The 13,793-nt window shown below is 69.4% G+C and carries 12 protein-coding genes and 1 pseudogene; 3 read left to right on the top strand and 10 right to left on the bottom strand.

The features are described 5' to 3' along the window. Window positions 1-8: 8 nt before the first annotated feature. Entirely contained in the window at window positions 9-2,309 is a 2,301-nt protein-coding gene (gene recG, locus ACY5J6_RS03825; RefSeq protein ID WP_462846032.1) for an ATP-dependent DNA helicase RecG, read from the top strand. Then, on the top strand, window positions 2,309-3,085 hold the full coding sequence (locus tag ACY5J6_RS03820; protein WP_462846031.1) for a hypothetical protein: 777 nt from the start codon (window positions 2,309-2,311) through the stop codon (window positions 3,083-3,085). The genes recG and ACY5J6_RS03820 overlap by 1 nt, the downstream gene beginning before the upstream one ends. Here the strand turns inward: ACY5J6_RS03820 and ACY5J6_RS03815 are convergent. The 5 genes and pseudogenes from ACY5J6_RS03815 to ACY5J6_RS03795 all read right to left on the bottom strand — a co-directional run bounded on the left by ACY5J6_RS03815 (window position 3,039) and on the right by ACY5J6_RS03795 (window position 9,582). After that, window positions 3,039-4,028, bottom strand: a pseudogene (locus ACY5J6_RS03815) (pectin acetylesterase-family hydrolase). The gene ACY5J6_RS03820 and the pseudogene ACY5J6_RS03815 overlap by 47 nt on opposite strands. Window positions 4,029-4,120: 92 nt before the next feature. Beyond that, a complete protein-coding gene (locus ACY5J6_RS03810) occupies window positions 4,121-4,498 on the bottom strand; it encodes a CBS domain-containing protein (RefSeq protein ID WP_462846030.1) in 378 nt (125 codons plus the stop codon). Window positions 4,499-4,596: 98 nt separating this feature from the next. Next, window positions 4,597-7,434 (bottom strand): AAA family ATPase, encoded by a 2,838-nt coding sequence (locus ACY5J6_RS03805; RefSeq protein WP_462846029.1) that lies wholly within the window; start codon window positions 7,432-7,434, stop codon window positions 4,597-4,599. Then, on the bottom strand, window positions 7,409-8,527 hold the full coding sequence (locus ACY5J6_RS03800; protein ID WP_462846028.1) for a metallophosphoesterase family protein: 1,119 nt from the start codon (window positions 8,525-8,527) through the stop codon (window positions 7,409-7,411). The genes ACY5J6_RS03805 and ACY5J6_RS03800 overlap by 26 nt, the downstream gene beginning before the upstream one ends. Window positions 8,528-8,559: 32 nt before the next feature. Continuing rightward, window positions 8,560-9,582: a YibE/F family protein gene (locus ACY5J6_RS03795; protein ID WP_462846027.1), complete on the bottom strand. Its 1,023-nt coding sequence runs from the start codon at window positions 9,580-9,582 to the stop codon at window positions 8,560-8,562. A 58-nt stretch (window positions 9,583-9,640) separates the two neighbouring features. Between ACY5J6_RS03795 and ACY5J6_RS03790 the strand changes: the two genes are divergently transcribed. Further along, on the top strand, window positions 9,641-10,018 hold the full coding sequence (locus tag ACY5J6_RS03790; RefSeq protein ID WP_054638668.1) for a zinc uptake transcriptional regulator: 378 nt from the start codon (window positions 9,641-9,643) through the stop codon (window positions 10,016-10,018). On the opposite strand, the gene ACY5J6_RS03785 is transcribed toward ACY5J6_RS03790, so the two are convergent. The 5 genes from ACY5J6_RS03785 to ACY5J6_RS03765 all read right to left on the bottom strand — a co-directional run bounded on the left by ACY5J6_RS03785 (window position 10,000) and on the right by ACY5J6_RS03765 (window position 13,771). Beyond that, entirely contained in the window at window positions 10,000-10,404 is a 405-nt protein-coding gene (locus tag ACY5J6_RS03785) for a hypothetical protein (protein ID WP_054638669.1), read from the bottom strand. The genes ACY5J6_RS03790 and ACY5J6_RS03785 overlap by 19 nt on opposite strands. A gap of 57 nt (window positions 10,405-10,461) precedes the next feature. Then, complete coding sequence (locus tag ACY5J6_RS03780; RefSeq protein ID WP_462846026.1) at window positions 10,462-11,076, bottom strand: ComF family protein; 615 nt, start codon at window positions 11,074-11,076, stop codon at window positions 10,462-10,464. Then, window positions 11,057-12,049 (bottom strand): S-methyl-5-thioribose-1-phosphate isomerase, encoded by a 993-nt coding sequence (gene mtnA / locus ACY5J6_RS03775; RefSeq protein WP_462846025.1) that lies wholly within the window; start codon window positions 12,047-12,049, stop codon window positions 11,057-11,059. Before mtnA ends, ACY5J6_RS03780 begins: the two co-directional genes overlap by 20 nt. Before the next feature lie 10 nt (window positions 12,050-12,059). Next, window positions 12,060-13,121, bottom strand: coding sequence for a PQQ-dependent sugar dehydrogenase (locus ACY5J6_RS03770; RefSeq protein ID WP_462846024.1), 1,062 nt, complete (start codon window positions 13,119-13,121; stop codon window positions 12,060-12,062). Between the two features lie 77 nt (window positions 13,122-13,198). Continuing rightward, window positions 13,199-13,771: a hypothetical protein gene (locus ACY5J6_RS03765; protein WP_462846023.1), complete on the bottom strand. Its 573-nt coding sequence runs from the start codon at window positions 13,769-13,771 to the stop codon at window positions 13,199-13,201. Window positions 13,772-13,793 lie beyond the last annotated feature (22 nt).

Genomic DNA, 13,793 nt, shown 5'->3' with positions numbered 1-13,793 from the left:
AGGGTATCATGGAAGGCGTGACGCAAGAGGAGCTCAAGGCCAGGCTCCTCAAGCCCCTTCTCCGGGAGCTCAAGGACGGGGCCCGGGACCGGGTGGTGGTGGGGGGCCTCGAGGCCTTGGTGCAAAACCTCGCCCGCCCCTTCCCCAAGCTCCTGGAGCTCTTCCGGGGCTACGGGGAAAAGCCTCCGGAAGAGCGGAAGCGGGTCTTGCAGGAGGCCCTCCGCCTCCTGGAGGGCCAAAGCCCCTCCCCCCAGGCCCCCCCCAGGAGGCTCGCCCCTTCCGATCCCGCCCACCTCCTCGCCCCCCCGCAAAGCCGGAGGAAGCTCGCCGAGCTCGGCCTGCGCACGGTGCGGGACGTTCTCCACCACTACCCCCGCCGCTACGAGGACCGACGGGCCCTCCCCGGGGTGCGCTTTCTGGAGGAAGGGCAGAAGGCCACCCTCTCCGTGAAGGTCCTCGCCAAGGAGCTCGTCAAGACCCCCAGGAAGGGGATGCAGCTCGTCCAGGTGAAGGCCCAGGACGCCTGGGGGTGGCGCATCACCCTGGTCTGGTTCAACCAGCCCTGGGTCCTCTCCCAGATCGAAGAGGGGGCCACCCTCATCGTCACCGGGAGGGTGGGGCGGCGCAGCGGGGTCCAGCTCTACGTGGAGCACTTTGAGGACGAGGGCACCGAGTCCCTCTCCACCGGGCGCATCGTCCCCATCTACCCCGCCAAGGAGGGGGTGAGCCAGGCCTTCCTCCGGCGCACCGTCCACCGGGCCCTGGAGCTCGCCCTCCCCCTCCCCGACCCCCTGGAGGCCTACCGGGAGGACCTCGGCCTCATGCCCTACCTCGAGGCCCTGAAGGCCATCCACTTCCCCGAGGACGAGGAGGCCCTGAAGCGGGCCCTCCTCCGCCTCAAGTTTGACGAGTACCTCCTCCTGGAGCTCAAGGCCCTCCTGGAGGCGGGAGGAATGGTCCTCGGCCGGAGCTTCCGGGTGGAGGAGGCCTGGGTGGAGGCCTTCAGGAAGGCCCTCCCCTTCCCCCTCACCAAGGCCCAGGAGAGGGTCATGGAGGAGATCGCCCAGGACATGCGAAGCCCTCGCCAGATGGCCCGCCTCCTCCAGGGGGACGTGGGCTCGGGGAAGACGGTGGTGGCGGCCTTCGCCCTCTTCCTCGCCGCCCAAAACGGGGCCCAGGGGGCCCTCATGGCCCCCACGGAGATCCTGGCCAAGCAGCACTACCAGAACCTCACCCGCTACCTCTTTCCCCTGGGGGTGAGGGTGGAGCTCCTTTTGGGCTCCATGACAGCCAAGGAGAAGGAGGCCGCCACGGCCCGGCTCCTCTCGGGGGAGGCCCAGGTGGCCGTGGGCACCCACGCCCTCATCCAGGAGGGGATGGGCTTTAGGGACCTGGGCCTCGCCGTGGTGGACGAGGAGCACCGCTTCGGGGTCTTGCAGCGGCGGGCCCTCCTCAAGCTGGCCAAGGCGCCGCCGGACGTCCTCGTCATGTCCGCCACCCCCATCCCCCGCTCCTTGGCCCTAACCCTCTACGGGGACCTCGAGGTGAGCGTCCTGGACGAGATGCCCCCAGGACGCGTCCCGGTGAAGACCAAGGTCCTCCCCCACCGCCTCCGCCTCCAGGCCTACGCCTTCGCCCGGGAGGAGGTGCGAAAGGGCCACCAGGTCTTCGTGGTGGCCCCGGCCATCGAGGAGAGCGAGGAGCTGGACCTCCGGGCGGCCACCACCCTCTACGAGGAGCTTAAAGGCCTCCTCCCCGGGGTGCGCCTGGCCCTCCTCCACGGGAGGATGCCCCCCCGGGAGAAGGACGAGGTCATGGAGGCCTTTCGGCGCGGGGACTACGACCTTCTGGTCTCCACCACGGTGGTGGAGGTGGGGGTGGACATCCCCAAGGCCACCCTCATGATCGTGGAGAACGCCGAGCGCTTCGGCCTCGCCCAACTCCACCAGCTCAGGGGCCGGGTGGGGCGGGGGGGGCTTCAGGGCTACGCCGTCTTCATCGCGGGAGAGGCGGGCCAGAAAACCCTGAAGCGCCTTAAGGTCCTGGAGGAGTCCACGGACGGCTTCTACATCGCCGAGATGGACCTGAAGCTCAGGGGCCCTGGGGAGCTTCGCGGCACGCGGCAGTCGGGCTACCCTGAGCTCAAGCTCGGCGACCTCGCCGAGGACACGGGGATCATTGAGAAGGCCCGGGCCTTGGCCAAGGCCATCGTGGACAAGGACCCCACCCTGGACCTCCTCGAGCACCGGGCCCTCAAGGAGCAGCTCAGGGCCCAGGCGGAGCGGGTGGGCTTCCGGGAAGTGATCTGATGCGGGCTCTCCCCCACCCCCACCTCCCCGCCTTCTTCTCCGAGGGCGGGGCCCTCAGGGCCAAGGCCCTCCAGGACTATCTTCTCTCCCTGAGGGAGGTCTACGTCCGCTACGCCCCCCTCCCCCCGGTGCGCCTCTTCGTCCTCTCGGAAAGGGACTGGCGGGCGAGGCTCCCCTACCCCTACGGCCTCCCCTTCCAGCACGCGGGGCCGGAGGGGCTTTCCGTCTACGCCCCCCTCGCCTACCCCGAAAGGCTCCTCCACCGCCTGCGGGAGATCCTTCTTCCCCTGGGCCCACCGCCGGGGGAGATCCCGGCCTTTTTGGACCTCAACCTGGGCCACGAGTACGCCCACGCCGTCCAGGTGGCCTGGAGGCTCCGCACCGGGGCCAGGTGGCTGGACGAGTTCGTGGCCAACTACCTCTTCCTCCTGGGGCTGCGAAGGGCCCGGCCGGACCTCGCGGAAACCCTCCTCGCCTGGAGCCGGCACCTCGCCCGGCTCGCCCCGGAGAAAAGGCGGCTTTCCGACTACGAGCGGCGCCGGGGGGGCCTCGAGGGGGCCTTGTGGTTCCAGGCCCGGTTCACCCTTATGGCCCAGGCCCTTTGGAAGAAGGACGGCGACGGGCTCCTCCTAGCCCTCCTGGAGGCGGCCCCCCTGGACCGGAAGCGGGGGCACCGCCTCCTCGTGGAGCGCTACCCGGAGCTCAGGGAGTGGTTCCGGGGCTTCGGCCTCAAGGCCTCACCCGGGGGGGCGTCTTCCCCTCGGCAAGGCCCTTGAGCCAGTCCAGGAAGCTCACCTCCCCCACCTTCAGGGTGTAGAGCTCGGGCCGGGGGAGGATGCAGTGCTGGCTTCCCGGGGCGAGGTAGTAGGTGTAGTTGGCCTCCGAGGCGGGAGCTAGGACCGCCCTTTGGGCCTCCGTAGCCCACTCCCGGGCCGTGGCCTCGCTGGGGGCGGCCTCCTTCTTCATGAGGGCATAGAAGTAGATCTGGGTTCCGTCCAAAAGGGTGGTGTACTGGGCGAGGACCGCCTTGGGGTAGGCCTAGGCCAGGGCGCGGTAGATCTCCGAGACCTTGGGCGGGGAGGAAAGGCCGGGAAGCTCGGGGAGACGCGGGTTCCAAACGGTAAAGCCCGGGAAGTCCCCCGTGACCACCCCCACCCCGGCGTCGCCGCAGACCGCGATCTGGGCGTTTTTGTAGGTGGCGAGGATCTTGTCCGCCCAAAGCACCGCCCCGTAGGCCCCGGCGCTGCACCCCGTGACGAAGACCCGCTCGGGGCTCGTGTGGTTGCGGAAGACGTACTCCAGAGCGGCCTGGGCGTTCCTGGCCTCCTGGTGGTGGACCTTGAAGCCCCCGTAGTCCACCGTGGCCCGGCCCACGTGGAGGTCCCCCGTGCAGTAGGGGACGAAGACGTGGGTCCAGCCGAAGAAGGGGTTGGCCACGCTCATCCGGTTGTAAATGCCCTGGGCGAGGTAGAGCTCCTGCACGTCCACCCGCTTGCGGTAGGCGCGGCTTTCCGGGCCGCAGGTGGCCTGGTCCCAGCAGGCCCCGCCCCCCTGGAAGTCAATGACCACCTTCCTGGGGTCCCCGGGGCTCACGTAAAAGCGGTAAGGAGAGCCGTCCGCGCAGACCCCCCCGGGCACCTCCACCGCCTTCCAGAAGGCCTCGAGACCCTGGGCCAGGGCCAGGGTAAAGAGGAGCGCTAGGGCGATAAGCCGCTTCATCTTTTCACCTCCGCCGCCATTTTAAGAAGGTTCTTATACCAGGTCAAGAAAAAGCCCCGGGGCGGATCCCCCGGGGTCCCGTGGAACCCTCCTCAGAAGACGGCCTTGCGGAGGATATCCGTCACCGAAACGATGCCCAGGACCTCCCCCTGGATCACCGGGGCGCGGCGGATGCCGGTGTTGGCGAAGAGGCGGGCCACGTACTCCACCCCCAGGTCCGGGTTCACGGGGATCACCGGCTTGGTCATGATCTCGTGAACCTGGACGGTGCTCGGGTCCTTGCCGTAGGCGATGACCTTGTAGACGATATCCGTCTCGGTGACGATGCCGTAGGCGTCCTCCTCGTGGCGGCGGTCCACGATGAGGGCCCTAAGGCCCGTCTCCTTCATGAGGTTGACGGCCTCCTTCACCGTAGCCGAGCCCTGGATCATCACCACCTCGGTGGACATGATGTCCTTGGCCTTTTTCACGGCGCACCTCCTCGCCCGTGAGCCGTGGAAAGGACTTATGGGCGAAGAAAAGGATACCTCCTCGGGGTAGGGGCCCGCCAGGGACAAACGCCCCGGGTCTAGACCCATTCCACCCGGCTTCCCGAGGGGTGCTTGCGCACCCGGAGGCGGGCGGGAAGCCGTTCCGCCAGGGCCTCCACGTGGGTCACGATGCCCACCAGACGCCCCCGGGTGGGGAGGGCCTCGAGGATCCCCGCCACCTGCTCCAGGGCCTCGGGGTCCAGGGTGCCGAAGCCCTCGTCCAGGAAAAGCGCCCCAAGGCGCCCCCGGGAAAGCTCCTCGGAGAGGGCCAGGGCCAGGGCCAGGCTCGCAAGAAAGCTCTCCCCCCCGGAGAGGGTCTTCACCGGGCGCTCGGCCTCGGTCCAGAGGTCCAGGACCCAGTACTCGTCTTCCTGGATGCGCAGGCGGTACCGCCCTCCGGAAAGGGTGGAGAGAAGCCCATCGGCCCGCTCCACCAGGTGCCGCTGCCTGAAGCCCAGGAGGTAGGCGGGGAAGTTGTTTCCCTGGAGGTCCCAGGCCAGCTTTTCCCAGAGGGCCACCTCCTGCCCCACCTCCGCCAGGCGGGCCTCGAGGTCCCGCTTGCGCCTAAGGTCTTCCCGCAGGCTTTCCACCCGGGCCTCCTTGGCGCCGATCTCCCTGCCCAGCTCTTGGAGCCTTTCCTCCACCGCCCGAAGGCCCTCCCGGAACTCCCTCACCCGGGCCTCGGCCTCGTGGAGGGAGAGGGGGGGAAGGTGGGAGAGCTTCCCTAAACCCATCTCCACCTCGGCCCACTCCTTCTCGTGGGCCTGGACCTTCTTCTCCAAAGCCCCTTTGGCCTCGGGGGAGAGGGCGAGGGCCTTGGCCTCCTCCTCGGGCATGAGGCCCTGCACCGCGGCCTGGGCCTCCTCCAGGGCCTGGGCCTGCGTCTCCTTTTGGGCCTGAAGGCCAAAGAGGGTGCTTTGGACCCGGTGGATGGTTTCCTCCAAGTCCTTTAGCCTCTTCTCCTTGGCCTCCAGGTCCTTGACCCTGGCTTCCAGGTCCCTCAGGTACCGCTCCACCCCCAGGCCGCCGGTCTTCCCCTCTAGATACCCGTAAAGCCCCGCCGCCAGGCGGGCCTTCTCCTCCTGGAGGGCGGAAAACCTTCGCTCCACCTCCCCAAGGTCGCCCAGGCCCTCCTCGGCCACCCGTTTCCTCGAGGCCTGGACCTCCTCCGCCAGGGCCTGCACCTGGCCCCTCCTTTCCTTGTAGGCCTCCCGTAAGGCGGCAAGCCGTTCCTCCGCCTCCTTCAGCTTCCCTTCCAGGGCCCTGGGGTCCTCGGGGAGGGGTTCGGGCCGGACCTCTCCCAGCCTTTCTTCCAAGGACCCCTTCTCGGCGAGGAGAGCGCCCCGCCCGCGCTCCACCTCCCCCAGGCGCTCCAAAAGCCCCCTCCTCTCCCCCTCCAGGTCCTTGGCGGGGGGCCTCTCCGGGAGGCGGTGGACCACCCCGCCGCAGAGGGGGCAAGGCTCCCCGGGGCGGAGGAGGTCGTGGTAGGCGAGAAGCCCCAGGCGGCGCTCCTCCTCCCGCAGGGCCTCCAGGGCCTCCCGCAGGGCCCCTTCCTCCCCTTCCAAGGCGGCGAGGGCCGCCTCCACCTGGGCCAGGCGGTGGGCCCAGGCCCCCTTTAGGCGCACCCGCAGGCCCTCCACCTCCTCCCGCTGGGCCCTGCCCTCTTCCTCCAGCCTTCCCAGGGCTTCCTGGGCCTCCTTCAAGGCCTCCTCCCGCTCGGCGAGGCGCCGGAGCTCCTGCAAGGAGGTTTGCAGACGGGCCTCCTCCTCCAGAAGGGCCTCCAGGGCCAGGGGGTCCAGGCGGGGAGAGGGGTGGCGGGGTGGGCCTCCCGGGAAGGAGGGGGCCACCCGCTTCCAGAGGCCCTCGAGGCCCCTCAGCTCCTGGTCCTGGCGAAGCCTCTCCCGGGCCTCCTCCAAGGCTTGGGGGTCAAAGGCCAGAGCCTGGACCTGGGCCCTCAGGTCCTCCAGGCGCCTTTCGGCCTGGGCCATCTCCTCCTCGGTCTTCCGCAGGGCCTCCGCCCACCTGTGGTACCGCTCCCAAAGGGGCAGGGCCCGCGCCGCCTCCTCGGACCGGGCCAGGTGTTGGCGGAGGGTTTCTATCTCCTTTGACTCGGCCTCGAGGCGGGCCCTTCGCACCTCCAGCTGGGTTTTTTCCCGAATCTTCTCCAGAAGGGCCTCCGCCTCCTCAAGGGCCCTTTTCCGCTCCTTTCTCTCCCGCTGCAGGCGGTCTTCCTCCCGCCTGAGGACCTCCAGCTCCCCTTCCAAGGCCTCCAGGGCCTCCTGCGTGGCCCCGGCCAGGGAGGAAAGCTCCCCCTCCAGGCGGTCCCTTTCCCCTCTGAGCCGGTCCCGCTCCTGGACGGCCTTCTCCCTGGCCCTCTCCAGGCGCGAGAGCTCAAAGAGGTCCATGAGAAGCTGCCGCCTCTCCTTGGCCTCCCCCTTGAGGAAGCGGTCGAACTCCCCCTGGGGCAGGAGGAGGGCCCGGGTGAAGGCCTCGTAGGAAAGGCCCAAAAGCCCTTCCAGGGCGCGGTTCACCCCCTCCACGGTCTCCAGGGGAAGAAGCCTCTCCTCGGCCCCGAGCTCAAAAAGCCGGGCCTCGCTCCTCTTCCCCCGCACCCGCTCCACCCGGTAGAGCCTTTCCCCCACGGCGAAGGTGAGGCGGACCCGGGCCTCGCTCCTGGCGGGGTGGACGAGGTCTTTGACGCTTCGCCCCACCCTGGGTACCCGCCCGTAAAGGGCGAAGGCGATGGCGTCCAGAAGGGTGCTCTTCCCGCTGCCCGTGGGGCCGGTGATGGCGAAAAGCTCCACCTCGGAGAAGTCCACCTCCTGCCTTTCCCGGTAGGGGCCGAAGCCTTCAAGCTCCAGCTTCCAGGGCCTCACGCTCCACCTCCCTCAGAACCCGCTCCAAGAGCCCGGGAAGGGCCTCCTCCCTCTGTCCCTTCTCCTCCAGGTACCGCCCGTAGGCCTCCACGAGGCCGAGCTCTGCCCCATCCTCCGCCCTCTCCTCCATGGCCAGCTCCGAGGCGGCCTCCAAGGCCAGGAGATGGGGAAGGGCCCGGTAAAACCCTTCCTTTTCCGCCGGGGAAAGCCTCCCCTCCACCACCAGGCGCAGGTAGCCGGGAAAGCGCTCCATCTCCGAAAACCTCCCGTCCAGCTCCTCCTTCTTCAGGCGGAAGGTCTTGAGGGGCTTGCCCCAGCGCTCCCGGATGGGGTGGACCCTAGGGGGCCCCGAGGGGGGAAGCTCCACGAGAAGCGCCCCCCTTTCCGCCTCCTCCCCCTCGCCGAAGTCCAGCTGCACCAGGCTTCCCGAATACCAAGCCAGAGGGGCTTCCGAGACCTGCTGCTGCCGGTGGATGTGCCCCAGGGCCAGGTAGCGGGCCCCCAGGGGCAAGGCCGAGGCGGGCACCGCGTAGCTTCCGGCAAGGTGGAAGTAGAACTCCCCGCCCCCGGGCCGCACCCCTTCCAGGGCGAAGTGGGCCAGCATCAGGGGGCTTTCCAGGTTGGCCAGGACCCGCCGCATGGCCTCGGCGTAGGTGCGGTGGCGCTCCTCCGCCTCCTGCCACACCCGCTTCACCAGGACCCTCTCGGACACGAAGGGAAGGAGGGCCGCGGCAAACTCCTCCACCACCCCCCCCTCCTCCCGAAACAGGGGCCTTCCCCGCACCACGGCCCCCGCCAGGGCCAGGAGGGGGGAGAGGGCCTCGAGGCGCTCCTTGGGGTCGTGGTTTCCGGCGATGACCAAGGCGGGCACCCCAAGCTCCTTGAGGCGGAGGAAGAACTCCACGGCGTAGGCCTCGGCCTCGGCGGAGACCTGGGGCCGGTCGAAGAGGTCCCCCGCCACCACCACCAGGTCCACCCGCTCCTGGCGAACGATTTCCAAAAGGCCCTTCAGGGCCTCCCCGATCTCGGGGGTGCGGTCTACGCCCTTCAACACCTTTCCCAAATGCCAGTCGGCGGTATGCAATAAGCGCACGCCCCCATTGTAGTTAAGCCGCGGTGGAGGGCCTAGTGAACATGCCCCTGGTCCTCGGGGGCCTCCCCCTTCCCCCCCTGGAAGAACCAGGCCGCCACGAGGGTGGTGAGGGGCACCGCCCAAAGAAGCCCCAAGGAGCCCAGGACCATGGCGGCGATCTCGGCGGCGAAGGGCTCGGTGTTCAGGAGGAAGCGCAAGGGGGTGGGGTCCTTGGTGAGGAGGAGGAAGAGGGGTAAGGAGCCCGCGGCGTAGGCCAGGACCAGGGTGTTCACCAGGCTTCCGATGTGGTCGTAGCCCACCTCCATCCCCCTCCGGTAAAGCTCCCGTAGGCCATAACGGGGGTTGGCGTGGCTTAGGGCCTGGACCACCGCCGCCTGGGTCACGCTCACGTCGGTGAGGGCCCCCAGGGCCCCCACCACCACCCCGGCCAGGAAGAGGGAGAGGAGGTCCACCCCGCCCCACTGGCGGAGGAGGAGGGCTTCCTCCGAGGCCAGCCCGGTGAAGCCCATGGCCCGGACGAAAAGGGCGCTCAGGAGGAGGACAAAGGCCACGGCGCCCAGGGTGCCGAGAAGGGCCGCGGTGGTTTTGCGGTTCACCCCGTGGACCAGGTAAACGGTGAAAAGGAGCACCCCCAGGCTACCCAGAAGGGCGTAGACGAGGGGGTTCCCCCCGGAGGCCACCCGGGGCACCACGAGGTAGACCACCACCAAGAGGCTCAGAAGGGTGCCAAGAAGCCCCCGCACCCCCTTGGCGCGGCCCAGGAGGGCCGCCACCAAGGCGAAGAGGCCCAAGAGGGCGAGGAGCCCGGGCATCCGGTCGGGCTCGGTGACGTAAAGCCTCCCTCCTTCCCGGTAAAGAACCACCCGCATACCCTCCCTGAACCCGCCCCCATCGGTGGGCAAAAGGGCTTCCCGCACCTCTCCTTGAACCCTCACCCGGGCCACGCCCTTCTCCAGATCCAGGGCGAGGATGCGCCCGAGGAGGTACTCCCCGGCCCCCTGGGCCAAGGCGGGGAAGAGGCCTAGGACGAAAAGCAGGGCCACAAGGAAACGCATGGGACAACTGTATCGCAGGAGGATGAAAATTTCTTCTCAGGTAGGTATCCTATTGGGCATGGAGCGCTCCACCCGGCAGCGGCGGGCCATCCGGGAAGTCTTCCTGGAAACCGACCGCCCCCTCTCTCCCCAGGAGGTGCTGGAGCTCGCCCGCAGGAAAGTGCCCTCCCTGGGCCTGGCCACCGTCTACCGCAACTTGAAGAATCTCCAGGAAGAGGGCTTTCTGGTCCCCGTGGCCCTGCCCGGGGAACCCCCTAGGTACGAGCGGGCGGGCCAGGCCCACCACCACCACTTCCTCTGCCGGGTCTGCGGCCGGGTGTACGAGCTTTTGGGGTGCGACCTGACCCTCGCCCATCTGCCCCCGGGCTTCCAGGCCGAGGCCCACGAGGTCACGGTTTACGGCCGCTGTCCCGGGTGCTATTCCCAGGCGGGGTAGAGGGCCAAGGGCTTGGTCCAGCGCACCTCCTCCAAGGCCCCGTCAAAGCGCAGGATGGCGGCAAGCCGTCTCCTGGAGTAGACCCGGTAAGGGTCCTTAGGGATGAAGGCGGTGACGATGTCCACCTGGCGGGGGGTGGCGTATTCCAGGACCACGTGCAGGGGAAGCTTTAGCCTCGGGGGAAAGACCATGTAGCCCAGGACGAGCATCCTCTGGTCCTCGGGGTAGATGGCGAGCTCCCTCCCCCACTCCAGGGCCCGGAGGACGTCCAGCTCCGTGAAGCCCTCCTGGAGCATGTGCCGGGCCACGTGGGGGCCCAGACGGTAGCGGCCCTCTTTGAGGTGGGGAAGGAGGTCCGGGAGGCGGCGGAGGCGGGGCTTCTTCAAGGGAACCACCCCCTTACGCCCCAGTTTAGGGAAAACCCTCCGGGGGAAATGTGCCCCCTACCGGTAAGGCCCCAGGGCCCCGGGGTCCCGCACGGCAATAAAGGCCCCGTAGACCCGGCTCGCTCCCGCCCTCTGGAGGGCCTCCTTGGCCCTCAGGAAGGTGGCTCCGCTGGTGAGGACGTCGTCCAAAAGAAGCCAGGCCCCCTCCACCCTAAGGGCCGGGGCGAAGAGGTCCTCCGGGAGGCGGTGGCGGGCCCGGCCCCGGGTGGGCTGGCTGGGAGCGTAGCGCACCCGGCGAAGGGCTCTCCGGTAGGGGAGGCCGAGGAGGCGGGCCACCTCCCGGGCGAGGAGCTCGGGGGGGTTATACCCTCGGAGGAGAAGCCGGGGGAGAAGGGTGGGCACCGCCGTGACCCCGTGGAGGGCCCAGCCCGCCTCCCTCACCCCTTCCGCCAGGGGAAGGGCCAGAAGAGGGGCGAGACCGAAGCGCCGGCCGTACTTGAGGGCCCGCGCCAGCCCCCCCACCCGGCCGTAAAGCCCCAAGTAGACCACCTCCCCCAAAACCTGGGCCCTAAGCCCCGCCCGGCAGGAGGCGCAGAGCAGGGGCCGGTCCAGCCTCCCCCCGCACCCCGGGCAGGCGTGCCCAAGAAGCCCCTCAAGAAAGGCCCAGGGCATCCCTCAGCGCCTCGTCAAAGGGGGGGTAGAGGACCCCTTTCTCCGTGACGATGCCGGTGAGGTAGCGGTGGGGGGTCAGGTCAAAGGCCGGGTGGTAAGCGGGAAAACCCGGGGGGGCGAGGCGCGCGCCCTTCAGCTCCAGCACCTCCTCGGGGGGGCGCTCCTCAATGGGGATGCCCTCCCCGCTTGGGAGGCTTGGGTCCACGGAGGAAAGGGGCAGGGCGGCGTAGAAGGGGATGCCGTGGTGGTGGGCCAACACCGCCAGGGCGTAGGTGCCGATCTTGTTGGCGAAGTCCCCGTTTAAGGCCATGCGGTCCACCCCCACGATGACCGCGTCCACCCTTCCCTGGGCCATGAGGAACCCCGCCATGTTGTCGGCGATGAGGGTGGCGGGGACCCCCGCCTTCATGAGCTCAAAGGCGGTGAGGCGGGCCCCTTGGAGGTAGGGCCGGGTCTCGTCCACCCAGACGTGGGTGACCCGCCCTTGGCGGTGGGCCTCGAGGATGGCCCCCAGGGCGGTGCCGAAGCCCCCCGTGGCCAAGGGCCCCGTGTTGCAGTGGGTGAGGACCTGGCCCCTGAGGAGCCTCGCCCCGTGGCGGCTTATGGCCCTCTCGGTCTCCTCCACCTCGCGCCAGAGGGCCTTGGCCTCCTCGAGGCTTCCCTTTAGGTCCCCGAGGTGGCGGCGCATCCGGTCCAGGGCGTGGAAGAGGTTCACCGCCGTGGGGCGGCTTTGCCTTAGGAGGCCCTCGGCCTCCTCCAGGTCCTCCCCCCGGAGGTGGGCGAGCACCATGCCGAAGGCCGCCGAAACCCCGATGGCCGGGGCCCCCCGCACCACCATGGCCCTTATGGCCTCGGCCACCCCCTTGGCGGTGCGCACGGGGACCCAGACCTCCTCCAGGGGAAGCCTTCTTTGGTCCAGAAGCCAGAAGACCCCCTCTTTCTCGTCAAAGCGGAAGGGCAAGACCCGCTCCACGAGGCCCAGTCTACGCCAGGCGGAGCACCCGGTCGTCCCCGGGGCGCGCCCCTCCCCTGCCGTCCCGGTTGGAGGTGGTGACGTAAAGGGCCCCGTCCGGACCCACCCGCACCTCCCGGAGGCGGCCGAAGCCGGAAAGGGCGGTCTCCACCCGCGAAACCCGCCAGCGGCCCCTTTCCCCCTCGAGGACGAGCCTGAGGAGGGCCTGCCCCCGGAGGCCCGCCACGTAGAGGTCCCCCCGGAAGAAGGCGAGGTTCCCGGGAGGGAAGCCCTCCGGCCACACGTAGAGGGGGTCCCGGTACCGGGGGTCGTTCCCCCTCCCCACCACCCTCGGCCAGCCGTAGTTCCCCCCGGGGACGACCACGTTCACCTCATCCTGGCCAAAGCCCTGCTCCCCGCTCGGCCCGTGCTCGCTCAGGAAGAGCTCCCCGGTCCTTGGGTGCCAGGCAAGCCCCTGGGGGTTGCGGTGGCCGAGGCTGTACACCTCGGGCCTCGCCCCCCTTCGCCCCAGGAAGGGGTTTCCCGGGGCGGGCTCCCCTTCCGGGGTGACCCTTAGGACCTTCCCGCCCAAGGAGGCCAGGTCCTGGGCGAGCTCCCGCTCGTACACCTCCCCCGTGGTCACGTAAAGCATGCCATCGGGGCCGAAGGCGATGCGCCCCCCCGAGTGGAGGCCGTGGGGCCGGGCGGGGATGCCGTCCAGGACCACCCGGTCCAAGACCCCCCTCTCCCCCAGGTGCCTAAGGCGCACCACCTGGTTCCTCAGGCCCCCCTCCTCCACCGTGCGGTAGGCGTAGACGTAGGGCTCCCGGGGAAACCTTGGGTGGAGGGCGAGGCCCAAAAGCCCAGACTCCCCCCTATGGTAGACGGATAGCTCGGCGTAGGTGGAAAGCCTCCCCTCCCTAAAGAGCCGGACCCTCCCGGGCCTCTCCGAGATGAGCATCCCCCCGTCCGGCAGGAAGGCCAGGGCCCAGGGGACCTCGAGGCCCCCCACCACCTCCTCGGCCTTTAGCCCCTGGGCCCGGGAAAGCCCCAGGCCCAAAAGCCCCAAAAGAAGCCGCCTGCGGCTCAGCATGGCCCCTCCTTGGGGAGAGGCTACCCCAAGGCCAGGCCCCGCCCCAAGGGCGGGGCCCACGTTCCCAAAGAAGGCCCCTACGGGCGCACCGTCCCGGAAAGCCGGAGGAGGAAGCGCTCAGCGCGGTAGCGCACCGTGGCCTCTTGGCCGCTGGTGGCGTTCCCGGAGATCTTGGCCCCCACGTAGAAGATGCCGCTCTGCAAAGCCTGGACCTGGGCCGCCGTGGCCTGGGCCTGCCCTTCCGCGCAGACCTCCCCCGTGGAGATGCCCGAGATATCCTTCTCGCCCTCGGCCAGCTTGTTGGCCTCCTGGAAGAGCGCCTCCGCATCCCCGCCCAGGTAGGCGGTGTAGACCACGCTCCCCTGGAAGCTCGCCCCCGGCGTCTCCGAGGCGAAGCACACCTTGTAGTCCAGGGCGACCCCCGTGAGGTTCACCCGGGGGTCGGGGGTGTAGCGGATCTCCACGGGGCCCACCGTCTTGGGGTTGGGGTTGATCCCCCCCTGCCCCACCGCGAAGGTGCCCGAGAGGGCCGCGTAGTCCAAGACGTTGATCTCGTAGTTGAAGGGCGCGCTGCAGGCGGCGACCCCTAAAAGAAGACCTGCCCAGAGCCAGCCTTTAGCCCAAGACCCGTATCCCTTGCCCTTACGCATCCTTACCTCCTTTCCGGGACCC

It is taken from the genome of Thermus sp. H19.2 (genome assembly GCF_054979525.1).
This window is presented reverse-complemented; position numbering and strand designations above follow the sequence as displayed.